This window comes from Nonomuraea sp. NPDC048901 (assembly GCF_040649695.1).
GTDB lineage: Bacteria > Actinomycetota > Actinomycetes > Streptosporangiales > Streptosporangiaceae > Nonomuraea.
Genome location: NZ_JBEZFW010000007.1, coordinates 533803 through 558055, shown reverse-complemented (window position 1 = coordinate 558055; position 24253 = coordinate 533803). Strand labels below are relative to the sequence as shown.

The window sequence follows — 24253 nt, the reverse complement described above, 5'->3', positions numbered from 1 at the left end:
CAGTTGGTCAGGCGGCGAGGACCTCGGTCACCGGCGTTACCGGGAGTTCGAGCGCCTGCGCGACCGGCCCGTTGGTGAGCAGCCCGTCGTAGGTGTTGAGCCCGCCCGCCAGGCCCGCGTCCGCCTTGAGCGCGTCCCGCCAGCCCAGGTCGGCCAGCTTGACGGCGTACGGGAGCGTCGCGTTGGTCAGGGCGTAGGTGGAGGTGTTGGCCACCGAGCCCGGCATGTTCGCCACGCAGTAGAAGATCGATCCGTGCACGGTGTAGGTCGGCTCGGCGTGCGTGGTCGGGCGGGAGTCCTCGAAGCAGCCGCCCTGGTCGATGGCGATGTCGACGAGCACCGAGCCCTTCTTCATGCGCGAGACCAGGTCGTTCGAGACCAGCGTCGGGGCCTTGGCGCCCGGGATCAGGACCGCGCCGATGACCAGGTCGGCGTTCAGCACCTCCCGCTCGATCGCGTACGAGGTGGAGACCAGCGTCTTGAGCCGGCCCTGATAGATGGCGTCGATGAAGCGCAGGCGGTCGACGTTCGTGTCGAGGACGGTGACCTCGGCGCCCATGCCGACGGCGATCTGGGCGGCGTTCAGCCCGGAGACGCCGCCGCCGATCACGACCACCTTGGCCGGGGCCACACCGGGCACCCCGCCCGGCAGCACGCCGCGTCCGCCGTTGAAGCGCATCAGGTTGTACGCCCCCACCTGCGGAGCCAGGCGGCCCGCGACCTCCGACATCGGGGCGAGCAGCGGCAGGCTGTTGCCGACCTGCACGGTCTCGTACGCGATGCCCGTCGTCTTCGCGCCGAGCAGCGCGTCGGTGCACGGCCGGGAGGCGGCCAGGTGCAGGTAGGTGAACAGCACCAGGCCCTCGCGCAGCCGGTGGTACTCCTCCGCGATGGGCTCCTTGACCTTGAGCACCATCTCCGCCTCGCCCCACACGGCGTCGGCGCTTTCGACGATCTTCGCGCCCGCCGCCAGGTATTCCTCGTCCGGGATGTGCGAGCCCAGGCCCGCGCCGCGCTGAACGGTGACGTCGTGGCCGTGACGGACCAGCTCGTGCACGCCTGCCGGGGTTGCGGCGACTCGGTATTCGTGGTTCTTGACCTCGGCGGGCACGCCGATCTTCATGGCTGATCCTTTCGTTCCTTGAACAGTCGTTAGAGGCGAGCCCACGCTTCCGTGAGCACGTTGCGGAGGATCGACCCGATTTCGTCGAACTCCTTCGGCCCCGCGATCAGCGGCGGCGCGAGCTGGATGACGGGGTCGCCACGGTCGTCGGCGCGGCAGTAGAGCCCGGCCTCGAACAGCGCCTTCGACAGGAACCCACGCAGCAGCCGCTCCGACTCCTCGTCGGTGAACGTCGCCTTGGTGGTCTTGTCCTTGACCAGCTCGATGCCCCAGAAGTAGCCGGAGCCCCGGACGTCGCCGACGATCGGCAGGTCCTTGAGCCCGTCGAGGGTGGCCTGGAAGAGCGGCTCGTTCTTGGTGACGTGGCCGAGCAGGTCCTCGCGCTCGAAGATGTCGAGATTGGCCAGCGCCACGGCCGCGGAGACCGGGTGCCCGCCGAAGGTGTAGCCGTGGGCGAACATCTGGTCGCCGCTCTTGAACGGCTCGAACAGCCGGTCGTGCGCGATCATGGCCCCGATGGGCGAGTAACCGCTGGTCAGGCCCTTGGCACAGGTGATGATGTCGGGCACGTAGTCGAACTTCTGGCCGCCGAACATCGTGCCGAGCCGGCCGAAGGCGCAGATGACCTCGTCGGAGACGAGCAGCACGTCGTACTCGTCGCAGATCTCGCGCAACCGCTGCCAGTAGCCGGCCGGCGGCGGGAAGCAGCCGCCGGCGTTCTGCACCGGCTCGGCGAAGACGGCGGCCACCGTGTCGGGGCCCTCCATCTCGATCGCGCGGGCGACGCGGTCGGCGGCCCAGATGCCGTACTCCTCCGGGCTCATCCCCTTGATGCCGCTGATCTCGTCGGCGCGGTAGTAGTTCGTGTTCGGTACCCGCACCGAACCGGGCACGAGCGGCTCGAACATCTGCTTGAACGCCGGGATGCCGGTAATCGACAGGGCGCCCTGCGGGGTGCCGTGGTAGGCGATCTGGCGGCTGATGACCTTGTGCTTGAGCGGCTTGCCGATGAGCTTGTAGTACTGCTTGGCCAGCTTCCAGGCGGACTCGACCGCCTCGCCGCCGCCGGTGGTGAAGAAGACCCTGTTGAGATCGCCGGGGGCCAGGCTCGCGAGCCGCTGTGCCAGCTCGGCCGCCTTCGGGTGCGCGTAGGACCACAGCGGGAAGAAGGCGAGTTCCTGTGCCTGCTTGGCGGCCGCCTCGGCCAGCTCGCTCCGGCCGTGACCGGCTTGGACCACGAAGAGTCCCGCCAGGCCGTCCAGGTAGCGTTTGCCGTGGATGTCGTAGATGTAGGAGCCCTCACCGCGAACGATGGTCGGGATCTCCGCCTGCTGGTAGGCGCTGTGCCTCGTGAAGTGCAACCACAGGTGATCCTGCGCGGCCTTGAGAATCTCGTTTTCCGGCTGCGTCATGATTATCTTCCCTCGTGTCTGATCTCCCCACAGTCTGCATGTTCACCTCGGGTTTGCCAAGCGAAAGCGTCGCAGCAGTGTGCAAGAAAACCGAGATCCGCAGGAACGGTATGTAACAGCTGCGAAATCCGCAGGTAGATGAGTGCGCATGTCATGCCCGTTTCACGGTTTGTGAAGGCTTTGTGATGCAATGAGGCGTTAACCATCGAGAACGACCCCGGGGGACCGTCCGTGACTCCTGACCAGATCGAGAGCGCCGTCGCGGCCGCGATGCCGCAGTCCGTCGAGGACCTCAAGCGGCTCGCCGCCATCCCGTCGGTGGCCTTCCCCGGGCATCCCGAGGAGCCCGTGCTCGCCGCCGCCGCCATGACCGAGGAGCTCCTGCGTAGCACGGGGCTGACGCACGTGCAGCGGGTCGCGGTCGAGGGCAGCTTCCCCGCGGTGTACGGCGAGGTGGCCGCGCCGCCCGGCGCGCCCACGGTGCTGCTCTACGCGCACTATGACGTGCAGCCCGCCGGTGACCCGGCCGCCTGGCGCACCTCGCCGTTCGAGCCGACCCTGATCGACGGCCAGCTGTACGGCCGGGGCACCGCGGACGACAAGTCGGGCATCATCTCGCACGTCACCGCCCTGCGCGCGTTCCAGGGGCAGTTCCCCGTCGGGGTGAAGGTCCTCATCGAGGGCCAGGAGGAGTACGCCGGGGAGCGCCTGGAGGCGTTCGTCGAGCGCAATCCCGACCTGCTGCGGGCCGACGCCATCGTGGTGGCCGACTGCGGCAACCCGCGCCTCGGCGACCCCGCGGTCACCACCTCGCTGCGCGGCATGGCCGCGTTCACCATCGAGGTCCGCACCCTGCGCGAGCCGGTGCACAGCGGCCAGTTCGGCGGCGCCGCCCCCGACGCGCTCTCGGCGCTCATGCGCATGCTGACCTCGCTGCACGACGACAACGGCGACATCCGAGTGCCGGGCCTGCCCCGCGGGACCTTCCTCGGCCAGGGACCGTCGGAGGAGGAGTTCCGCAAGACCGCCGGTGTGCTGGACGGCGTGTCGCTGGTCGGCTCCGGCTCCTTGGCGGACCGCCTGTGGGCGTCGTACGCCATCACCGTGACCGGCATCGACGCGCCCACGGTGTCGGGCGCCATCAACGCGGTCCAGCCCGCGGCCCGCGCCCGCGTCACGGTCCGCATCCCTCCGTCCGGCGATCCCAAGACGACCGTGAACGCGGTGGTCGAGTTCCTGCGGCAGGTCACGCCGTGGGGCGCGCAGGTCTCGTTCGGCGACTACACCGTGGGGTCGGGCTTCCAGGCCGACTCGGGCGGCAAGGCCCGCACGGCGCTCAACCGGGCGATGGAGCGCGCCTTCGGTCGGCCGCCGCGCGACGTTGGGGCGGGCGGGTCGATTCCGCTGGTGAACACGCTGCTGAAGCAGTTCCCCGCGGCGGAGATCCTGCTGTTCGGGGCCGAGGACGAGGAGGCGGCCATCCACGCGCCCAACGAGCGGGTGGACCTGGAGGAGCTGCGCCGCGTCGCCACCGCCGAGGCGCTGTTCCTGCGGGAGCTCAGCCTGCCCTCCGCGCTCGGCGTCTGATTCCCCCTACAACCTCAGCGATCCGCCGCTGCTCCCCGCTACAACCTCAGCGATCCGCCGCGCTTGACGGTGCGGATGATGGGGGCCGTCTCCATGGTGGTGACGGCCTCCAGGGCGGCGAGCCGTTCGGTGAGGTAACGGCCGAGGTCCAGTGGGTCGCGGCAGTTCAGGGCCGCGACCAGATTGGTGGGGCCGGTGGTGAGGGCGGCGAAGGCGATCTCGGGATGCCGCGCCAGCGCCGCACCGACCTCGACCGCCTTGGCCGGCGGGGCGGCGATCCACAGCCGGGCCTCGGTGCCGAATCCGAGCGCCGAAGGCGGTACGTCGAGCTGGTAGCTCAGGATTCCCTGGCCGCGTAGCGCGTACAGGCGGCGTTTCACCGTGGTCTCCGACCAGCCGGTGGCGGCGGCCAGCTCGGCGTAGGACGCGCGGCCGTCCAGATTGAGCGCCCGCAGCAGCGCCTTGTCGCCCTCGTCGAGGTCGATCGGGCCGTCTCCGGCCTCGACCGGAGGTGGGCGCAGCCGGTCGGCCTGTTCGGGTGACAGCCAGGCCAGCCCCTGCCAGCCGTCCGGCAGGACGAAATTGCGCAGCAGCAGGTGAGCGGAGACCGAGACGACCCGGCTGGTGCGGGGCAGTTTGTCCAGCAACAGGGCGTCCTGGTCGCGGGTGCCGCGCGTCCGTACGGTGCAGGAGATCTCGGTGCCGCCGGACATCAGGTACACGAAGGACGTATCGTCACGGGCGGCCAGCGCCTTGGCGACCGGCACGGCCGCGTCCGGGGTGCAGCGCAGCCGGATGGTCCACTGGGTGTGCCCCAGCCGAGCGCCGTTGACCAGGCCCGCCACCCGCAGGACACCCTGGCCGCGCAGCCGCCGGTAGCGCCGGGCCACGGTGTTCTCCGAGACCCCGAGCACGTCGGCGATCGTCCTGAACGGGGCCCGGCCGTCGATCTGCAACGCGTGAACCAGGCCCCTGTCGACGGTATCCATCCAGACATCCCTGTGCGGTGACGGTTTCCGGCGATCCTAGCCGCCTGAATGGGACGGTTGGACGGTCGTGCGCGACGCTCGTCGCATGAACATCCTCGTCCTCGCCGCCACCGGAAACGTCGGCGGCCAGATCATCACCCAGCTGCGCGAGAGCGGCCACGCCGTACGGGCGGTCACCCGTGATCCGCGCACCGCTCGCTTCCCCGCCGAGGTCGAGGTGACGCGCGGCGACCTGTCCGCGCCGGACACCATCGCGGCCTGCCTGGACGGCATCGACGCGGTGTTCCTGCTCTGGCCGCTGCACACCGGCGAACAGCTGCCCGCCGTGCTCGACGTGATCGCCCGGCGGGCCCGCCGGGTGGTCTTCCTGGGTACGGGCGGTGTTCCCGATCTCAGCTTCGAGGAGCAGGAGAAGCTGGTCCACGGCTGCGGGATCGAGTCCACCATGATCAGGCCGAGCACCTTCGCGGTGAACACGTTGTGGTGGGCCGACCAGATCCGGGCCGGTGACGTCGTCGAGGGGGCTTACGGCGAGCTGCCGATGTCCCTGATCCATGAGGCCGACATGGCGGCCGTCGCGGTCCGCGCCCTCACCGAGCCGGGGCACGACGGCGCCACCTACACCTTGACCGGCCCGGAGGTACTCACACAGGCCGAGCAGGTCCGCGTCATCGGCGAGGCACTGGGCCGGCCGCTGCGCTGGCGGGAGCTCACCCGCGAGCAGGCCCGAGAGCGGCTGCTGGCCGACGAGAGCTTCCCCGACTCCTTCGTCGACGTGCTGCTCGACGGCTACGCCGCCATGCTCGCCGGGCCGCCCCCAGTGCTGACCGCCACCGTCAATGACGTCACCGGGGCCCCGGCACGATCCCTGCGCCAATGGGCCATGGACCACGCGGCCGACTTCAGCTGACGGGGGCTGACAGGGTGAGCGGGGGGCGGGCGCACCGGATTGACACCTATGTCACCGGACGTCAGTTTTGATTTATGGAGGAGTTTCGCATGGTGCGCGAATTCTCGCTCGCGACCGCTGCCCGATTATTCAGCCCGCTCATCCTGTTGGTCCCGGTATGCCTGATGCTCCCGGGCTCTCATGTCGCATGGGGGTTGACCGCCGCGGTAATGGCGATGCTCGCCATTGGCGTACGGCTGGCCTGGCACCGACAGATGGCCGCCGACACGGTCGTACGTTTCTCCGCTCAAGGCGTGGAGATGGAAGACGCGTACGGGTCACGCGTACGCCTGGCATGGCGGCACATTGAGCGCGTCGATGTCGTGGAAAGTCGAGTGCCGAGCCCGCGCACCATCGCCGAGGCGGACCGGATTTATGTCCGGACCGGAACCAGGAAATGCATCGGCGTGGTCGGCTGGGGGGAATATGAGGTTTCTCCCAGCGCTCCTGGCTGGTTGTTGTGCCATCTGGAACGGATGCCGGTCGACCCGGCGACGGGATTACAGAAACTGAGCATTCCCCTTGGCGTGGTCGACCCACTGTGGGAACACGGGCCGATGGGCGATCGGGTCCGCCACCACCGGCCCGATCTGCTGGCCGGCGATCAGCTCCGGGTCAGCGTGGGAGGCGACGGAAGGCTCTGAGATCAGGCGTCGGCGTCCTCGAGCAACGTGCGGATGAGCGGTACGGCCAGGCGGAGGACATCGTCGAGGTCGGCCTCGGCCAGGTCGGGCATGCGCACCAGGTGGCGGTGGACGGTGATGCCGAACATCATCGCGCCCGCCAGCGCCGCCCGCAGGCGCGCGTCGGGACCGTGGACCCCGGCCGCGATCCGGTCGATCGCCTCCGAGGTCACGTGTTCGCGGAGCAGCTGGGCGGCTTCCTGGCTGGTCATGCTGGTGCGCAGGAGTACGGCCATCGGGCTGTCGGGGACGGCGGCCCAGCGCTCGAGCATGGCGCGCAGGTAGTTTTCGGCGGAGCGGCCCGGGTCGTCGGTGGTCAGGGAGTCGACGTCGAGGCAAAGGTCGAGCGACTCCCGGAACAGTTGCTGCTTGGTGCCGAAGTATTGGATGACCGAGGACTTGTCGACGTCCGCCTCGGCCGCGATCGCGCGGATGGTGGCGCGTTCGTAGCCGACCTCGCCGAAGGTGCGGCGGGCGGCCTCCAGGATCCGGCGGCGAGTGCGCTGGCCCTTGCTCTCGTTCTCCCACGCCTGGCCGGCGATCTCATCGGTCGACATGGGCCCACCACCTCCTGCTGGCCTCCGATGGTAACGGGCTCAGGCACCACCAGAGGCCGGGCAGGGCGTCGGGTCGAGCGGATCTAGCGGACCTCCTCGATGGACGAAGGGAACTGCCCCGCCATCAGCTCGCCCATCCTGCGCTGCAGCGACTCGGAGTCGTTGAGATGCGGGAACGGCTCATCGGGAACCTCGACGTCCAGGAACTCGCACAACGGCTCCCACCCCTGGCGCACGTCGAATACCAGGAGCCGGCTCGCGGGCAGGCTCGCCTCGACGGTGGCCCGGTGGCGCTCGAACGCCTCGATGGCGACCTTCTCGTCGGGCATGCCGCCCATGGGGGTCCAGCCCTGGCCGAAGGTGTCCTCCCCGATCGCGCTCAGCACCGGCTGCATCTTCTGCATACCCTCGAAGATCTTCGCCGCGGCGGGTGGCAGCGTCGACGGGTCCATGGACATGGTCCGGCCGGGGCCGTTGGAGAAGAGATTCTGCATGCTGACGTACCAGCGAGCGGGGTCGCGGACGGTCAGGATGACCTTGGCGTCGGGGTAGGCCGCCGCCTGCTCGCGCCAGAACCCGCTGGCCGGCCAGTCCTGGGCCGACTGGTAGCCGTCGAACACCTGGTCCCAGTCCACCGGCTCTCCGGAGGTGACTTTCACCCACCGGTCGGCGTGCTCGGGCTTGGTCAGGATCTCGAACATGTGGTAGCAGGGGCCGAAGCCGAGCCGCTCCAGCGCGGCCTTCATCGAGCTGGTTCCGGTACGCGGGAACCCCGCGCCGATCACTTTCAGCATTGCTGTGCCTCCCGTTTCCAGCGGCTGACGCGCGCCTCTGGCTGAGAGTAAAGGACTAGCCCACAGATCTCAACGCTTGTACATTTTTTCCCATTATGGCCGGGCCGGTGCCGCTTTTGGCCGCGCTTTTGGGCGGGTCAGCGCCTGCCGGCCGTCCCGTACCTGAGCAGGTCGAGCAGCCGCGCGGACTGGTCCGAGCCGGTCAGCGCTATCGCGTTGGCGAGGGTCATCAGCTCGCGGACGGTCAGGTCGGCGCGGACCTCGCCCGCGTCCTGGGCCCTGATGAGCAGGGCAGAGGCGGTGGCCAGCATCTTCTCGTGCCACTCGCCGAACAGCGCCGAGCCGTCGCGCGGGAGTTCCAGCGCCAGGTCGCGCTTGCCGGCGACGTGCGCGACGAAGGCGCCCAGCCACTCGTGCAACGCGTCGCCCGGCGAACCGGCCGTCAGGAGGGCGTCACCGCTCTCGCACAGCTCGGTCACCTCGTCGGCGTAGACGGCGATGATCAGATCCTGGCGGGTCGGGAAGTGCCGGTACATCGTCGCGTTGCCGACCCCGGCATGGCGGGCGACGTCGTCGAGCGGCACGTCCACGCCGCGCTCGGCGAACAGCTTCCTGGCCGCGGCCAGGACCGCGTCGTGGTTGCGGCGCGCGTCCGCCCGCCTGGGGCGCTCTGCCGGCATACGGCTCAGCCTAGCCGCGCTGGAAGCACCCTTGCGGAAGGCTAGCGGCGCTGGAAGCGCCAGCGGGTTTGGCTGAAGTCGCCCTTGCGGAAGCCGAACGCCTTGGCCGGGGCCACCGCGAACACCAGCGCCCGGTCGCCGCCCGAGTTCAGGAAGGCGTCGTCGTCCACCTCGAAGCGCCAGTCGCTGCCGTACTTGTCCCCGTAGGCGTCGGCGAGCCGCTTGAGCCGGCCGGTGTCGGTGACCCGCTCCGCGACGCCTTCCACGACCACGTCGAGGCCCTCCTGCAGAGAGTTGGTGCCGGTCGTGAGCGTGCAGTGCTGGTTGGACTCCAGGTTGCGGGCCTTCTGCTCGCCCGCGCCGGTACAGAAGTAGAGCGTGCCGTCCTGCCAGACGGCCAGCAGGGTCGTGACGTGCGGGCTGCCGTCGGAGCGTACGGTGGCCAGCCAGAATGTCTGGGCGTGTTCCAGGGTGTCGCGCGCCCGTGCCCACTCGGTCGCGGTGGCGCCCTCGGCGCTGTATCTGGCGTCCAGCTCGGTGATCGGTTCCATGATGGCTTCTCCTCGATGGGCCTACCCGGGTACTGACCGCTCCGCAGGTGGAAACTCATCGGTGAGAGCCGGTGACTAGGCCGGCGTCCTGACGGGCAGGTCGTAGACCCGGCGCACGCTGCTGCCGAGCCTGCTCACGTCGGCCCCGTACACGTGCACCGACACCCCGACCTCGTCACTCACATTGATCACCTTGTGGATGTCGCCGGGCGGCGCGAACCCGCTGGCCTCTCCCGGCAGGTTGGCGGCCTGTCCGATCTCCAGCAGGTGGTCCCCCATGTCCCGGTAGAGCGTCTCGTGTTCGATCCCGCTGATCACGCCGAACGCGCACCACGACACGTGGTCGTGGATCACCGTGTACTGGCCCGGCCGCCATACGACCGTCACGATCGAGAAATCGTCACACGCGTACAGCGCCTGGGACACGTACGTCTCGGGCGATCCCGCTCGTTCCTCCGCCGTGAGCAGGTCGAGCCCGGGCAGCCGCGGGCGGAGCAGATCCGCCACCGCGAACGCGGTCTCCCTCGGGGCGAGACGGCGGGCGGTGATGTCGCCGATGTCCGACACGAGGGCGTCGAGCCCCGGCCGAATCAGCACCGTGTCCATGTTTGCCTCCCTCTCTCCCCTCTTACAGTGCTACGTCGAGATCCATAGGTCCAACAGAAGTTTTGTGGCTCATCAATAGATATGGTTGATGAATGCTGGATGTCGTACGGCTCCGCGTCCTTGTCGCCGTCGCGCGTACGGGCTCGCTGACCGCCGCCGCCAAGGAGCTGCACTACTCGCAGCCGTCGGTCAGCCACCACCTCGCCCGTCTCGAAGCCGAGACCGGCGCCAAGCTCGTGCAGCGCGTCGGGCGGGGCATCCGGCTCACGGAGGCCGGCAAGCTGCTCACCACGCGGGCCGACGACATCATCGGCCGCCTCGACGCCACCGCCGACGAGCTCGCCGCGCACGTGGGGCTGCGCTCGGGGCGGGCCCGGCTGGCCGCGTTCCCCTCGGCGCTGGGCACCTTCATCCCCAGGACGGCGACCCGGCTGGCGGGTTCGCATCCCGGGCTGCGGCTGCACCTCACGGAGACCGAGCCGCCGGAGGCGCTCCGGCTGCTGCGGAGCGGGCGGGTGGATGTGGCGGTGATGTTCCGCTACGACGACACGGCGCCGGAGGACCCGGGGATCCAGATGATCCACCTGCTCGACGACCCGAGCTACCTGGTGTTCTCTGGCGGCTCGGGGGATTTGGGGGCACACGCCGGGGACCCCTGGATCGCCGGGTGTGACCGGTGCCGTAGCCATCTGCTCGACATCTGCGCCAAGGCGGGGTTCGAGCCGCGAATCTCCTTCACCAGCGACGACATCGTGGCCGTACAGGCGCTGGTGGCGGCGGGCATGGGGCCCACTGTGCTGCCCGGACTGGCGCTCAGCGCGCACCGGCATCCGGACGTGGAGGTGGCCCCGATCCCGGGCTCCATCAGGCACGTGTACGCGGCGGTCTACGGCGACCCGCCCCACCCGCTGGCCACCGAGGCGCTGCTGTCGGCCCTGGTGGAGAGCGTCTGACCCATCGCGCGGAAATCGGTTGGCAGCAGCGAGGGCGCCTGCCATCCATCGTGTCGTGACGGCGTGACGGCGCGGAATCCCGTTGACTGCAGCGAGGGGCGCACGCCTACCATGAGCGACATGCCGGATTTCGCGACGCTCGCTCTCTTCTGCGCGGCCACCCTGGCCCTTCTCCTGGTGCCGGGTCCCGCGGTTCTGTTCATCGTCACCAGGAGCGTCGCGCAAGGCAGGTCGGCGGGCCTGGTCTCGGTGCTCGGCGTCCACACGGGCTCGGTGGTGCACGTGGTCGCCGCCGCCCTGGGCATCAGCGCGCTGGTGGCCGCCTCCGCCACGGCGTTCACCGTGATCAAGTACGCGGGCGTCGCCTACCTCGTCTGGCTCGGGGTGCGCAAGCTGATGAACCGGACCTCCGCCTCGGCCGAGGAAGCGGTCGAGGTGGAGACGCATTCCAAGCGGCGGATGTTCTGGGAGGGCTTCGTGGTCAACGTGCTCAACCCCAAGACCGCCATCTTCTTCCTGGCCTTCCTGCCGCAGTTCACGGATCCGGCGGCGGGGCCGGTCGCGCCGCAGATCCTGGTGCTCGGGCTGGTCTGGATGGGGCTCGGGATGACCACCGACGGCACGTACGCGCTGCTCTCCTCGGCCCTGGCCGGCCGGGTCCGCCGCTCCACGCGGGCGCGGCGCCGCCTCGACATCGGCAGCGGCCTCGTCTACCTCGGCCTGGCCGCCCTGCTCACGGGTGAGAAGGCGTAGCACCTGACCGTCCTGGTCACAGGCAAGAAGCCGTAGCACCTGGCCGCCCTGGTCACGGGTGCGGAGACATAGTAAGCGGGGCAATTTCCTGCCTGGGGGCGAGCCCGGATGGGATAATGGTGGCACCCTCGTCGGGGGACGACACATCGGGACGTAGCGACTAGGCGGGCCCCATGGACAGGCCACCGCACCGCCTCGGGGTCAAGCGCGTCGTCGAGGTCCACTCTCTGCCGAGCCTCCTGCGGCGCGCCCGCGAACCGCTGCCGCCCGACTGCCCGGACTGGCCGCTGCTGGTGCCGGAGCACGCCGTCGTACCCTTCCTGGGGCGCCGCGAGGAGCTGGCGACGCTACGCGCCTGGGCCGACGACCCGGCACCGCTGTCGATCGCGGTGCTGACGGGCCGGGGCGGCACGGGTAAGACCCGGCTGGCGGGCGAGCTGTGCACGGAGCTCGCCGAGGTCGGCTGGGACGCCGGTTTCCTCACCACCCCTTACCCCTGCGCCACCCGCCTCGACGTACTCCGCCCCACCCTCCTCGCCGTCGACCACCCGGAACCGTGGGCGGCGGCGATCGGCGAACTCATCGGACACCTCGGCGCCGGTCAGCGACGCCGTCGCCGGGTCAGGATCCTGCTGCTCACCCGCGAGCCCGCCGACGGCGAGTGGTGGCGTCGCCTGGTCCTGGCCGCCGCCGACCGTACAGAGCACCGCGCCAACGCCGCGCCTGACGCGAGTGGCATGCCCAGTGTCGGCGGCTTACCAGGCGCGCCCGACGGGCCTGGCGGGCCTAGCCTGAGTGGCGGACCTGGCGTGAGTGGCATGGGTGACCTGAGCAGCCTGCCTGGTGTCGGTGGCCTGCCGAAGGAGCTGAATGAGCTGGGCAGCGTCACCGTCCGGCTTGATGACCGTCCGTTGACGCCCGCCGAGCGGGTCGGGCACGCGGCGGCGGCCATGCGGGCGTTCGCGTCGCCCCGCGCCGTCCTGCCCGCTGTCGACGATCCGGGGTACGGCGATCCGCTGCGCGTGCACCTGGCCGCCTTGATGCGGCTGCGCGGGGACGACGTCGAGGGTGGGGAGTTGCTGAGCCGGTTCCTGATGTACGAGCAGCAGCAGTGGATGACGGTATGGCCCGACGGGCACGAGCCGGTGGACGCCGTGACGGCCCGGCAGGCGGTGGCCCTGGTCACGCTCACCACACCCACCCGCCAAGAGCTGCGGGAACTACTGTCGGCGGTGCCCGGATCCCAGACGTACGACCGCGGTCTGGCCTTGGGCGACTGGCTGGCCCGCCTCTTCCCGGGCCGAGGCGGGCCACGGGGGAGGCTGGCGCCTCTGGGGCCGGAGGTCGTGGCTGAGCAGTTTCTGGCCGAGACCGAGGGTCTGGACGCGCTCGTGCTGGCCGTACACGACCATCCGGCCAGATCGGCCGGGCACCTCCTGCGGATGCTGGACGTCCTGCGGCGGTCGAGCGAACGGCCCGCCGTACGGTCGGCGCTGCTGTCACTGCTCACCGCCCGGCTCGACGGGCTGCTGGAGGAGGCGGCGGCCGAGCCGTCCGCGCGACTCGGCGACCAGGTCGAGGCCGCACTCCGGCCGCTGCTGGGGGACACGGATGGGGACGTGGAACGCGGCACGCTGGTGCGCTGCCTGTGCGTCTACGCGAGGTCGTTGCTCGGACGGCAGCGGGCTGTGGAGGCGCTGGCGCAGGTCGAGCGGGCCGCCGATCTCTGCGACGAGCTGGACGAGCCGGTCGGCGCGGCCATGACGTACGCGGTCCTGGGCGCGACGCTGGCCGCTCTCCACCGGCCGCACGACGCGCTGGAGGCCATCGCCTGGTCCCAGGCCGAAGCCACCGCGCTCATGCGCCAGGGCAGGCACGCCGACGCGGTACGGCCGCTGGGTGAGGCGGTGGCGGCGTTGGAGCGCTTCGCGTCCGGCGATCCGGTCCTCATGGGTCATCTGGCCAACGGGCTGCTCATGCTCGGAGACGCCCTGATCGAGGCGGGGCGGGTGCTGGAGGCCAGCGTCGTGCTGCACCGGGGCACCCGGGTGATCGAGGACGACCGGTTCCGCGCCGTGGCCCAGGCCCGGCTCGATTTCTGCCAGACCGAGCTGGGCCACCACGAGGAGGCGGAGCAGGCGCGAGCCGCTGCACCCGGGGCTTACGAGCCGCCGGACTCCGCCTGCCGCCGGGCCCACCGATAGTCGGCCTTGCCCGCCGGTGACCGGACCATCTCGTCCACGAACACGTACGTACGAGGCACCTTGTACCCCGACAACCGCTGCCTGCAGTGCGCGTCCAGTTCGTCCGTCGTCACCGCCACCCCCTCGCGCGCCTCGACCACGGCCGCCACCCGGTTGCCCCACCGCTCGTCCGGTATCCCGGTCACCACCGCGTCGAAGACGGCGTCATGCCCCTTGAGCACCGCCTCCACCTCTTCGGGGAAGACCTTCTCCCCGCCGGTGTTGATGCACTGGGAGCCGCGCCCGAAGACGTTCACGGTGCCGTCGGCGTCGACGCTGGCCAGGTCGCCGGTCAGCAGCCATCGGGTGCCCTCGGCGTCGGTGACGACCGTACGGGCGGTCTTCTCCGCGTCGTTGTAGTAGCCGAACGAGATCGGCCCCGACTTCGCCACCGTGCCCAGCTCCCCCGAGCCCGGCTGGACGGGCCGCAGCTTCTCGTCGAGCACGGCGAGCCCGGACGTGGCGTTCGGCTGGTAGCGCAGCCCCGCCTCGGGTGAGGAGCCCGCCACCCCGGAGGCGGTGTAGCCGGACTCCGTGGAGCCGAAGCTGTCGAGGATCATGACGTTGGGCAGGGCCCGCTGCAGCCGGTCGCGTACGGATCCGGTGAGGATGGCCCCGGTCGAGCTGAGCGCGATGAGTGAGGACGTGTCGTAGTCGCCGCTCTCCAACGCCTCCGCCAGCGGCCTGGCCATGGCGTCGCCGGTGATGCTCAGCGTGGCCACCTTTTCGCGGGCGAGCGCCCGCAGCACCGCGTCGGCGCTGAACTTGCGCACGTAGACCACGGTCGAGCCCATCCACCAGCTGACGAACGTGCCCATCTGCGCGGCCCCGTGCATCAGCGGCGCGGCGGCCATCATCACCATGGGCGGGTTCGCGGCGGCCGCCTGGTCGATCACCGCCTGCGGGGTCGGGAGCGGCGCGCCGTACGGGTTGCCGCCGCCGAAGGCCACGAACAGGTCCTCGACGTGCCACATCGCGCCCTTGGGCATGCCGGTCGTACCGCCGGTGTAGATGATGTAGACGTCCTGCGTGGATCGCGGTTCGAAGCCGCGCGTGGGCGCGCCGCGTTCCAGCACCTCGGTGTACGGCACCGCGGTCGCGACGGACGACTGGCCGCCGACCGAGATCAGGTGCTCCAGCAGGGGCGCCTCCCCCATGACCGCCGCCACCCGCGGCTCGAACTCCACGTCGTAGATCAGCGCCCGGATGTCGGAGTCGCGGTAGAGGTAGAGCAGCTCGGCCTCGACGTAGCGGTAGTTGACGTTGATCGGCACCGCCCGGATCTTCAGCGCGGCGAGCATCCCGGCGACGTATTCGATGCTGTTGTACAGGTGCAGCCCGACGTGCTGGCCGGGCTTGATACCGAGGTCCTGGAGGTAGTGGGCGATCCGGTTCGCCTCGGCGTCCAGTTCGGCGAAGGTGCGGCGCTCGTCGTCGCAGACGACGGCCGTCCGGTCGCCGACCGCGTCCACGATCCCTTCGAACAGGTCGGCGTGGTTGAACTCCATCAGGGCTTCTCCCGTCCGACGATCCACATCGCGAAGAACTGGGCTCCCCCGCCGTACGCGTGGCCGAGCGCCAGCCGGGCGCCGTCCACCTGGTGCTCCCCCGCCATCCCGCGTACCTGGAGCGCGGCCTCGGCGAACCTGATCAGCCCCGACGCCCCGATCGGGTTGCTCGACAGCACGCCGCCGGAGGCGTTCCACGGGGTGTCGCCGTCGAGGGCGGTGGCGCCGGATTCGGTGAGCTTCCAGCCCTCGCCGTCGGCCGCGAATCCCAGGTTCTCCAGCCACATCGGCTCGTACCAGGAGAACGGTACGTACACCTCGGCCACGTCGATCTGGCGGCGCGGGTCGGTGACGCCCGCCTGCCGGTAGACGTCGGCCGCGCAGTCCTTGCCCGCCTGCGGGCTGACCGTGTCGCGGTCGGCGCGGAAGATCGGCTCGGAGCGCATGGCCGTGCCGTGCAGCCACGCGGGCGTGCCGGTGACCGCCGACTCCGACGACAGGACCATGGCGCAGGCGCCGTCGCTGGACGGGCAGGTGTCCAGGTAGCGGATCGGCTCCCACAGCATGGGCGTCGACTCGACCATCTTCAGGTCGATGCCGGGGATCTTCAGGTGGGCGTAGGGGTTCTTGAGTGCGTTCAGCCGGTCCTTGACCGCCACCAGGTGGCCGACGTGCTCGGGCGCGCCGGTCCTGCGGATGTACTCCCTGATGTGCGGCGCGAAGTAGCCGCCGGCCCCGACCACCAGCGACGCGCTGAACGGCAGGTGGGTGGACAGGGCCCAGGTGGCGTTGGACTCCGACTGCTTCTCGAACGCCACGACCAGCACCCGGTCGTGCACCCCGCCCTGGATGAGGCTCGCGCCGACCAGTGCGGTGGAGCCGCCGACGCTGCCCGCGGTGTGCACGCGCATCATCGGCTTCCCGGCCGCGCCGAGCGCGTCGGCCAGGTACGCCTCGGGCATCATCACGCCCTCGAACAGGTCGGGCGCCTTGCCGACGACGACCGCGTCGATGTCCTTGAACGTCAGCCCGGCGTCCTCCAGGGCCCGGACGGCCGCCTCGCGGACCAGCCCGGCGATCGACACGTCCCTGCGCTTGGTCGTGTAGTGCGTCTGACCGACGCCGATCACGGCACACCTGTTGCCCATTTTCATGCCTCCAGGACGGTCACAAGGTTGTGCTGCAGGCAGGGGCCGCCGGCGGCGTGGCCGAGCGTGCGGGCGGCCGTGCCGTCGTGGATGCGCCGGGCCGCCTCGCCGATGCGGATGAGGCCGGTGGCCATGACCGGATTGGCGGCGAGCGGGCCGCCGGACGGGTTGATCACCGTGCCGTCGGGCAGCTCCAGCGCCCGGCGCAGGATCGGCTCCTCGTGGGCGAACTGCGTGTGCAGCTCCGCCACCTCGACGGGCCCCTTGCCGACCCCCGCGGCCCGTGCGGCGTCGGCCGCGGAGACCGACCGGGCCAGGTCGCGGGTGCCCAGATAGTGCGGCTCGATGCGGTGCGCGATGCCCCTGATGTACGCGGGTTTGGCGCACAGCTCCCTGGCCAGGTCGCCGGCCGCCAGGACGATCGCCGCCGCGCCGTCCGTGATGGGGGCGACGTCCGACTTCCTGATCGGCTCGACCGCGTACTCGTCGCCGACGTCCTCGGGCAGGTCGAGCGCGTACGGGTTGCTCCGGCCGTCGGCCCGGCTGCGCCGGACGATCTCGTCGAGCTCCTTGCGTTCGGCGCCGGCGGCGCTGGCCTGGAGGGCGGCGAAGGAGAGCTGGTCGAGGCCGAGCGGCGCCAGATAGTACGGGTCCAGCTGGAGCGTCATGATCTCGCGCAGGTCGCCGAGCGACGACTTGCCGAAGCCGTACACCAGGGCGGAGTCGATGTCGCCGTGCTGCAGGCGTACCCACGCCTCGTACAGCGCCCAGGCCGCGTCCATCTCCACGTGGCTCTCGGAGATCGGCGGCCACGCGCCGAGCGCGTCGAGCGCGGAGACGAACGAGAACGGCGCGCCCGCGAGGTAGTCGCAGCTGCCGGAGCAGGTGAAGCCGAACCGCTTCAGCCCGGTCGACTCCTTGACCTCGTTGATGACGGGCAGGATCAGCTCGGGCTCGCTCAGGCCGCCGTCATGGTCGGTGTGGCGGGTCTGGGCGAACGCGACGACGGCTACCTCACGCATCAGAGCTCCACATCCGGCTCGCCGGTGGGGGCGAACCATCGGACGTTGGCCATGGACTTCGTCCGCTCACCCTCGGGCACCCATTCGGCCCTGACCCGCATGCCCTGCCGCACCTCGTGCGCCGGGACGCCACCGACCAAAGCGATCATGGGAATGTCCGCCCCGTCGAGCAGGATGTAGGCGGAGACGAAGGGCACCTCGGGGGCGCGCGGGTCGGGCAGGTTGTTGATGGCGTACGTGGTGATCGTGCCGGTGTCGGGTAATTCGAGCTGGTCGGCGATCGGGCCACCGCAGGCCGGGCAGAAGACGCGGTACGGGACGTACACCTTCTCGCAGCTGGGGCACCGGCCGCCGAGGAACACGCCGCGCTCGACGCCTTCCAGGAAGGTCAGCAGCGACCCGCCCACCTGCAGCCGGTACTCGGCCCGCACGGGGGACACGATCTTCGTGACCTCCGGCGCGAAGTAGGAGATGTCGGTGATGTGACCGGTACGCTCACTCCGCCAGACGGGCCAGACCCGGCTGCCGATCCGCAGCGCCTTGGCGTTGCCCGCGTCGACGGCGTGCACCAGCGCGGTGTCGGCGCCGTCGAGTTTGATCGTCGCCCAGGCGAACGGCCGGTCGAGCGGGTGGCTCTCGCGCGGCTCGGCCACCCATGCCCACGCGGTCACCGTCCCCGCGGGCCCGACCTCGACGAACTCCTCCGTGACGGCCTCGCCGCTCGCGGGGTCGTACTCCAGCGGCGGCACCAGCACCTTGCCCTCGGCGGTCCGCACGCCGACGATCCGGCCGCCGCGCAGCTCGGTCAGGAAGCGTCCGATCACCGGCCCGGTCGTGCGCGCGTAGCCGCCGGGGAACTCCAGTACGTGCTCCGCCACCAGCGGTTCAGATGGCACGGTCGTGTCCCTCCCAGTAAGGTGCGCGGAGTTTGCGTTTGAGCAGCTTGCCGTTGGGCTCGCGGGGCATCTCTTCGATGAAGTCGATCGATCTGGGCCACTTCATCCTGGCCAGGCGGCCTTCCAGCGAGGCGAGGATCTCGGCCGCGAGCTCGGGACCCGGCGCCGAGCCCGGCGCGGGCTCGACGATGGCCTTGATCTGCTCGCCCCACTCCTCGTCCGGGATGCCGAACACCGCCACGTCCGCGACCTTGGGGTGGATCATGATCTCGTTCTCGATCTCGGCGGGGTAGATGTTCGCCCCGCCCGAGATGATCATGTCGGCCTTGCGGTCGCACAGGTAGAGGAAGCCGTCCTCGTCCAGGTAGCCGATGTCGCCGACGGTGAAGTAGTCCTTGAGCTGGTTCTCGGCGGTCTTGGCGGGGTCGCCCTTGTACTCGAACCGGGCGCCGAGCATCTTCATGTAGATCGTCCCGGGTGTTCCGGTCGGCTGGGGTTCGCCCGCGTCGTCCACGATGAGCAGCTCGCTGATCGGCCAGGCGGAGCCGACCGTGCCCGGGTGTGCCTTCCAGCCCTCCGGCGTGGCCAGGGTGCCGCCGCCCTCGGTGGCCGCGTAGTACTCGTAGACGCAGTCGCCCCACCACTCGAACATCGCCCATTTCACCGGCACCGGGCAGGGGGCGGCCGCGTGGATCATCCACTTGAGCGAGGACAGGTCGTACTTGTGGCGGGTCTCCTCGGGCAGTGCCAGGAGGCGCTTGAAGTGGGTGGGCACCATGTGCGAGTTCGTGACCTGGTACTTCTCGCAGAGCCGAAGCATCTCCTCGGCGTCCCACTTGTCCATGTAGACGAGGGTGTGGCCCATGTGCAGGGCCGTGCCGCCGAACTGGGTGACGGCGGTGTGGTAGTTCGGCGAGGTGATCAGGTGCGCGTTCGGCCGGCCCCGGGTGATGCCGAACAGGCCCGGCAGGAACGACAGCATCTCGGCGGCGTCGTCGGGGTCGAGCCCGTTCAGTGGCCGCCGGACGCCCTTGGGCTTGCCGGTCGTGCCGGAGGTGTAGTGCATGGTCAGCCCGGCCGTACGGTCGGGGGGCGCGGTGTCCGGCTGCCCGTCGGTCAGCTCACTGATCCGCCGGAACCCCGAAATATCGCCATCATCTACGGCGAAGCGCCGCTCAGGCGCGATGGCCTCGGCGCCCCTGGCTCCTTCGGCCGCGTACCTGGGGTGCACGAAGAACGCCTGGGCCTCGCTGTCGGCCACGATGTAGGCGATCTCGGGCCCGGTCAGGTGCCAGTTGATCGGCGTGTAGTACCAGCCGGCCTGTAACGCGGCCAGGTAGAGGACGAGCCCGTCCACGCCGTTCGGCACCAGGCCGCAGACGCCGTCTCCTGGCTTCAGCCCGAGCTCGCGCAGGCCGTGCACCAACTGGTTCGACCGGGCGAGGAGGTCGCCCGCGCGGTGCTCCGTACCGTCTGGGTCCACGCACGCGATCCAGTCCGGATCCGCCTGCGCCAGTCTCCAGAAACCGAGCGTGCCCATCGAAACTCCTCTTCAGGTGGTCCGAGGCCCCGATAAACAAGAACTTGTTCTCGTTTTGCCTGGGCAGCGTATCCCGGCACCGGAGTCGTAGCAAGCGCTTGATCGAGGTCGTGCCGCCATCATCGTCCGCGGGCTCGCCACAGGGTAGGATCGCTGCCTAACAAGCGCTTGATTCGTTACCTGGAGGCGTCCGTGGAGCTCCTGCCGATCAGCACCCCCCACTGCCGAGTCGAACGCGACGGCCACGTCGTCATCGTCACCATGAACCGGCCGGAGGCGCGCAACGCGCTCTCCTCCGACATGCTGATCGGCCTGGCCTCGGCCTGGGCGTACGTGTCGGCTGAAACAGAGGTCAGGGCCGCCATCCTCACGGGCGCGGAGGGCACCTTCTGCGCCGGCGCCGACCTCAAGGCCATGGGACAGCCCTCGACAGACGCCGACGTCCAGGCGCGCGCCGCCCAGATCCCCAACTTCCACTGGAAGGGCCTGCTCCGCGAGGACCTCCCGACCAAGCCGATCGTCTCGGCGGTCGAGGGCTACGCGGTGGCGGGCGGCACCGAACTGCTGGTCGGAACCGACCTGCGGGTGGTGGCGGAGTCGGCCACACTCGGCCTGTTCGAGGCCAAGCGGGCGCTGTTCCCGATGGGCGGCAGCGCGATCCGCCTGCCCCGGCAGATCCCGTACTGCCACGCCATGGACCTACTGCTCACCGGCCGCTCCATCACCGCGGCGGAGGCCCTGTCCATGGGCCTGGTCAACCGGGTCGTACCGGACGGGCAGGCGCTGGCGGTGGCGCGGGAGATCGCGGACGACATCGCCACCTCGGGGCCGCTCGCGGTGCAGGCGATCCTGCGCACGTACCGGGACACGCTGGGCATGCCGGAGCCGGAGGCCCTCAAGGTCTCGGACGAGATCGGCTGGCCGGTGATCGGCTCCCAGGACGCCCGCGAGGGCGCCAGGGCCTTCAAGGAGAAGCGGGCGGCCACCTACAAGGGCCACTGAGCACGACGGCGCCGAGGTAGCGGGGACTCCCCCGCTACCTCTGACGGCGGATCAGTCGCCGGTGATGCGGCCCAGGCGTTCCGTGGCCTCCGCGTACTCCTCCATCAGTGAGTACATGACGTCGCGCGTCGACCGGACCTGGTTGGTGATGCCGATGATCTGGCCGGCCGGGAAGGTGGCCAGTTCGGCGGCGTCCGAGCGGCCGATGCGGCGCAGCGCGTCCGATACCAGCATGAACTGCAGGGGCATCGGCAGCGTCCCGGGCGACTCCTGCGACTCCCAGGCGTCCGTCCACTCGTTCTTGAGCAGGCGGGCCGGCTTGCCCGTCCAGCTGCGCGAGCGGACCGTGTCGCGGGAGGTGGCCTCCAGGATGCGCTTCTTGGCCATCTCGGGAGTGTCGGCCTCCTCGACCGTGAGCCAGAGCGAGCCGGTCCAGACTCCCTCGGCGCCCAGGGCCATGCCGGCGGCCATCTGGCGGCCGTTGCCGATGCCGCCCGCCGCCAGGACCGGTACGTCCACCGCGTCCACCACCTGAGGGATCAGGACCATGGTGGAGATCTCGCCGGTGTGCCCGCCGGCCTCCGTGCCCTGCGCCACCACCACGTCCACGCCCACTTCCACCTGCTTGAGCGCGTGGCGCGGGGTGGAGGCGAGGGCGGCGACCTTGACGCCGTGCGAGTGGGCGAGCTCGACCACGTCCGCGGGCGGCGGGCCGAGCGCGTTGGCCAGCAGCGCGATCGGGTGCCGCAGAGCCGTCTCCACCTGCGGGCGGGCGGTGACGTCCGTCCAGCCGAGCAGCACCTTGCCCGCGTCGGCGTCCGAGGACAGGGGCGGCACGCCATGGGCGGCCAGGAGGTTCTCGACGAACTGCCGGTGGCCCGCCGGGACCATCGTCTGCAGGCGGCCCACCAGCTCCTCGGGCGCGAAGTCGGCGCCCTCGTAGGAGGCGGGCATGACCACGTCGACGCCGTACGGGTGGCCGTCGACGTGGTCGTCGATCCACTTGAGCTCCATTTCGAGCTCTTCTGGGGTGAAGTAGAGGGCACCGAGAACGCCCATCCCGCCGGCCCGGCTGACCGCGGCGACCACGTCGCGGCAGTGGCTGAAGGCGAAGATCGGTAGCTCGATTCCGAACATGTCCGTGACACGTGTCCGCATGGGCCGACAATACGACCGGCGGCGAAGAAACTGCAACGTGTTCTAGTACTAGAACTTTTCGTCGGTCCGACAAATAACCACACAAACGGACAGGGCGCCCGGAACGAGTCGCGGGCGCCCTGTACCAGCCGTACGAGTTACTCGCCTTCGCGGCGGCGGCGGCCGAGGAGGACCGCGACGGCCAGCGCGAGCAGGCCGAGCACGAGCAGGACGATCGGGATCGTGGTCTTCAGCAGCGTGATCTGGTTCTTGGCGTCCGTGGCCGTGCGCACCATCTCGGTGATGGTCTGCGGGGTGAACGAGGCGGTGGCGACCAGGGCCTTGGCGCGCTCGACGCCGTCCTGGGTCTTGAGCGTCTCGTTGCGGCGCACTTCCTCCTTGACCGGGGCGCCGCTGTTGGGCTCGACCCAGTAGGTGTCGGTGCCCTCGTACCAGCGGTCGAGCTGGATGTCGCCCGACTGGGTCACGCCGAAGAGCGAGCCGGGGGCGGTCAGCGTGGCGACCTTCGTAGCCGGGACGACCTGCTGGAACTTGTAGACCGGCAGCCCGTTGACGGTGTCCTCACCGACGAAGGTCGTGTCGAACGCCTTCTTGGCCGTCTGGTTGAAGACCTTGTACGTCTTCTTCTCCACGCCGAACGGGAACAGGTAGATCTGCCCCTCCAGCTTCACCGGCTCCTTGTTGACGCTGACCCCGCAGCAGTTGACGCCCACCCCGGTACGCCGGTCGAAGGCGCTGCGCCGCTCCGAGAGGCTGATCTGCGGCTTGCTGTTGGTGACGTCGTCCACCACGGTGAACTCGTCCCAGACCACCCGGTTGTCCGTGGCCTCTTTGACGTCGCCACGGGTGGTGACGAGCATGCTGAGGTCCGCGGTCAGCACCTTGCCGTCGGCGATGGAGAAGTATTGCGCTCCCGGGGCCTGCAGCTTGGTGACGCTGTATTGGGCCGCCGGAGCCGCGATGATCCTTTCCGCCGCCCAGAAACGGATCATTCCCGCCAGTACGACCAGGAACGCGCCGACGGCGACGAGAATGAGTACAGGTGTGCGTCGCATTCTGGGATCCTCCTGGCGGTCGAGGGATACGACGAAGGCCGGCTTACTTGTCCCCCCGGACATCAAGATCGCGGGTGTGATGAACCCGCAACATGATCGCTACTGGAAAGTAGCATTCGATCACAGATCGCTGCAGCTACATCCGCATAACGAATCGGAACAGGTTCTACGATGAAGCCGGTCCGAGCGGGATGTTATCGCGCCCGTCCCGCAGCGGTATCGCCTCCGCCAGAGCTTCGTTCTATTGTGGGAGCCCGTCAAGCATCCGGGAGCCGCGAGTATGCGCGCCGATCTGGCCAGATCCATCCGCCTCTTCCGCGCGTTCAGGTCCGAGCAGACCACGCCGAGCGACTACTACACCACGCTCGCCGCCGACACCGCCGCGCAGCTGCGGCATTACGTCACGTTGACCGGCAAGACGGTGCTCGACGTGGGGGGCGGGCCTGGATACTTCGCCGACGCCTTCAGACGCGACGGCGCCCGCTGCCTGTGCGTGGACGTCGACGCCGGCGAGTTGGCCGGACAGGGCGCCCCCAGCGGGGGTGTGCTCGGCAGCGCGCTCGATCTGCCGCTCGCCGACGCCTCCTTCGACGTCTGCTTCTCGTCCAACGTCCTGGAACACGTTCCAGACCCGTGGCGGATGGCGGCCGAGATGACGCGCGTCACCCGGCCCGGCGGCCTGATCTTCCTCGCGTACACGAACTGGCTCTCCCCCTGGGGCGGCCACGAGACCTCGCCCTGGCACTACCTGGGGGGCGACCGGGCCGCCCGGAAATATGAGGATAAAAACGGGAAGCCGCCTAAAAATCGTTACGGCCAGAGCCTCTATCCGGTCTCGGTGGCCGACGGGCTGCGCTGGGCGCGGACCCGTACGGACGCCGACCTGGTCGACGTGCTGCCCCGCTACCTGCCCTGGTGGTGGCGGCCGATGCTGAAGGTGCCGATCGTCAGGGAGTTCGCCACGTGGAATCTCGTCCTCGTGCTCAGGAAGCGCCCATGAGTGCCCCACAGACGCCCGCAAGCCCTCCGCAGACGCCCCCAAGC

Annotated in this window: 23 protein-coding genes; 8 read left to right on the top strand and 15 right to left on the bottom strand. The window is 69.9% G+C overall.

Going from position 1 to position 24253, the window contains the following annotated elements; translation table 11 throughout:
• Positions 1–7: 7 nt before the first annotated feature.
• Together ald and AB0C30_RS27180 are read right to left on the bottom strand one after the other, a co-directional pair.
• Positions 8–1123: an alanine dehydrogenase gene (ald, locus tag AB0C30_RS27185; RefSeq protein WP_357949376.1), complete on the bottom strand. Its 1116-nt coding sequence runs from the start codon at positions 1121–1123 to the stop codon at positions 8–10.
• Positions 1124–1152: 29 nt separating this feature from the next.
• Positions 1153–2535 carry an aspartate aminotransferase family protein gene (locus tag AB0C30_RS27180; RefSeq protein WP_357949373.1) on the bottom strand — a complete coding sequence of 461 codons (1383 nt, stop codon included), beginning with the start codon at positions 2533–2535 and terminating at the stop codon, positions 1153–1155.
• A gap of 231 nt (positions 2536–2766) precedes the next feature.
• Here AB0C30_RS27180 and AB0C30_RS27175 point away from each other — a divergent pair, with 231 nt between their 5' ends.
• Positions 2767–4122 (top strand): dipeptidase, encoded by a 1356-nt coding sequence (locus AB0C30_RS27175; protein ID WP_357949370.1) that lies wholly within the window; start codon positions 2767–2769, stop codon positions 4120–4122.
• Between the two features lie 38 nt (positions 4123–4160).
• Here AB0C30_RS27175 and AB0C30_RS27170 read toward each other — a convergent pair whose 3' ends face one another.
• Complete coding sequence (locus tag AB0C30_RS27170; protein ID WP_357949367.1) at positions 4161–5111, bottom strand: Lrp/AsnC family transcriptional regulator; 951 nt, start codon at positions 5109–5111, stop codon at positions 4161–4163.
• 85 nt (positions 5112–5196) lie between these two features.
• Here AB0C30_RS27170 and AB0C30_RS27165 point away from each other — a divergent pair, with 85 nt between their 5' ends.
• Together AB0C30_RS27165 and AB0C30_RS27160 are read left to right on the top strand one after the other, a co-directional pair.
• The gene (locus AB0C30_RS27165; protein ID WP_357949364.1) at positions 5197–6021 is read left to right on the top strand and encodes an NAD(P)H-binding protein; all 825 of its coding nucleotides are present in this window, start codon (positions 5197–5199) and stop codon (positions 6019–6021) included.
• A gap of 89 nt (positions 6022–6110) precedes the next feature.
• Entirely contained in the window at positions 6111–6704 is a 594-nt protein-coding gene (locus AB0C30_RS27160; RefSeq protein WP_357949362.1) for a hypothetical protein, read from the top strand.
• Positions 6705–6706: 2 nt separating this feature from the next.
• Here the strand turns inward: AB0C30_RS27160 and AB0C30_RS27155 are convergent, their stop codons facing one another.
• The 5 genes from AB0C30_RS27155 to AB0C30_RS27135 form a co-directional block, all read right to left on the bottom strand.
• Positions 6707–7300 (bottom strand): TetR family transcriptional regulator, encoded by a 594-nt coding sequence (locus AB0C30_RS27155; protein WP_357949358.1) that lies wholly within the window; start codon positions 7298–7300, stop codon positions 6707–6709.
• Between the two features lie 83 nt (positions 7301–7383).
• Positions 7384–8094 carry a sulfotransferase family protein gene (locus AB0C30_RS27150; protein WP_357949356.1) on the bottom strand — a complete coding sequence of 237 codons (711 nt, stop codon included), beginning with the start codon at positions 8092–8094 and terminating at the stop codon, positions 7384–7386.
• 137 nt (positions 8095–8231) lie between these two features.
• Positions 8232–8774, bottom strand: a complete 543-nt coding sequence (locus tag AB0C30_RS27145; RefSeq protein WP_357949353.1) for a helix-turn-helix domain-containing protein — start codon at positions 8772–8774, stop codon at positions 8232–8234.
• Between the two features lie 41 nt (positions 8775–8815).
• Positions 8816–9325, bottom strand: a complete 510-nt coding sequence (locus AB0C30_RS27140) for a pyridoxamine 5'-phosphate oxidase family protein (protein WP_357949350.1) — start codon at positions 9323–9325, stop codon at positions 8816–8818.
• A 75-nt stretch (positions 9326–9400) separates the two neighbouring features.
• Positions 9401–9931 (bottom strand): cysteine dioxygenase family protein, encoded by a 531-nt coding sequence (locus AB0C30_RS27135; protein WP_357949348.1) that lies wholly within the window; start codon positions 9929–9931, stop codon positions 9401–9403.
• Positions 9932–10023: 92 nt separating this feature from the next.
• Here AB0C30_RS27135 and AB0C30_RS27130 point away from each other — a divergent pair, with 92 nt between their 5' ends.
• The 3 genes from AB0C30_RS27130 to AB0C30_RS27120 all read left to right on the top strand — a co-directional run bounded on the left by AB0C30_RS27130 (position 10024) and on the right by AB0C30_RS27120 (position 13841).
• Entirely contained in the window at positions 10024–10884 is an 861-nt protein-coding gene (locus AB0C30_RS27130) for a LysR family transcriptional regulator (protein ID WP_357949345.1), read from the top strand.
• Between the two features lie 120 nt (positions 10885–11004).
• Positions 11005–11637 (top strand): LysE family translocator, encoded by a 633-nt coding sequence (locus AB0C30_RS27125; RefSeq protein ID WP_357949343.1) that lies wholly within the window; start codon positions 11005–11007, stop codon positions 11635–11637.
• Between the two features lie 173 nt (positions 11638–11810).
• Entirely contained in the window at positions 11811–13841 is a 2031-nt protein-coding gene (locus AB0C30_RS27120) for a hypothetical protein (protein WP_357949340.1), read from the top strand.
• Here the strand turns inward: AB0C30_RS27120 and AB0C30_RS27115 are convergent.
• The 5 genes from AB0C30_RS27115 to AB0C30_RS27095 are packed head-to-tail and all read right to left on the bottom strand — an operon-like array spanning position 13799 to position 19994.
• Positions 13799–15388: an acyl-CoA synthetase gene (locus AB0C30_RS27115; RefSeq protein ID WP_357949337.1), complete on the bottom strand. Its 1590-nt coding sequence runs from the start codon at positions 15386–15388 to the stop codon at positions 13799–13801. The genes AB0C30_RS27120 and AB0C30_RS27115 overlap by 43 nt on opposite strands.
• Positions 15388–16536, bottom strand: a complete 1149-nt coding sequence (locus AB0C30_RS27110; RefSeq protein ID WP_357949334.1) for a thiolase domain-containing protein — start codon at positions 16534–16536, stop codon at positions 15388–15390. The genes AB0C30_RS27115 and AB0C30_RS27110 overlap by 1 nt, the downstream gene beginning before the upstream one ends.
• Before the next feature lie 2 nt (positions 16537–16538).
• Positions 16539–17558: a thiolase domain-containing protein gene (locus AB0C30_RS27105; protein ID WP_357949332.1), complete on the bottom strand. Its 1020-nt coding sequence runs from the start codon at positions 17556–17558 to the stop codon at positions 16539–16541.
• Positions 17558–18454 carry an OB-fold domain-containing protein gene (locus tag AB0C30_RS27100; protein WP_357949329.1) on the bottom strand — a complete coding sequence of 299 codons (897 nt, stop codon included), beginning with the start codon at positions 18452–18454 and terminating at the stop codon, positions 17558–17560. Before AB0C30_RS27100 ends, AB0C30_RS27105 begins: the two co-directional genes overlap by 1 nt.
• Complete coding sequence (locus AB0C30_RS27095; RefSeq protein ID WP_357949326.1) at positions 18444–19994, bottom strand: acyl-CoA synthetase; 1551 nt, start codon at positions 19992–19994, stop codon at positions 18444–18446. Before AB0C30_RS27095 ends, AB0C30_RS27100 begins: the two co-directional genes overlap by 11 nt.
• A gap of 192 nt (positions 19995–20186) precedes the next feature.
• Here AB0C30_RS27095 and AB0C30_RS27090 point away from each other — a divergent pair, with 192 nt between their 5' ends.
• Entirely contained in the window at positions 20187–20996 is an 810-nt protein-coding gene (locus AB0C30_RS27090) for a crotonase/enoyl-CoA hydratase family protein (RefSeq protein ID WP_357949323.1), read from the top strand.
• 51 nt (positions 20997–21047) lie between these two features.
• Here the strand turns inward: AB0C30_RS27090 and AB0C30_RS27085 are convergent, their stop codons facing one another.
• Both AB0C30_RS27085 and AB0C30_RS27080 read right to left on the bottom strand, forming a co-directional pair.
• Positions 21048–22154, bottom strand: a complete 1107-nt coding sequence (locus tag AB0C30_RS27085; RefSeq protein WP_225295762.1) for a nitronate monooxygenase family protein — start codon at positions 22152–22154, stop codon at positions 21048–21050.
• A 137-nt stretch (positions 22155–22291) separates the two neighbouring features.
• Positions 22292–23209: a DUF3068 domain-containing protein gene (locus AB0C30_RS27080; RefSeq protein ID WP_357949320.1), complete on the bottom strand. Its 918-nt coding sequence runs from the start codon at positions 23207–23209 to the stop codon at positions 22292–22294.
• Between the two features lie 280 nt (positions 23210–23489).
• Here AB0C30_RS27080 and AB0C30_RS27075 point away from each other — a divergent pair, with 280 nt between their 5' ends.
• Positions 23490–24209: a class I SAM-dependent methyltransferase gene (locus AB0C30_RS27075; RefSeq protein ID WP_357949317.1), complete on the top strand. Its 720-nt coding sequence runs from the start codon at positions 23490–23492 to the stop codon at positions 24207–24209.
• Positions 24210–24253: the final 44 nt, after the last annotated feature.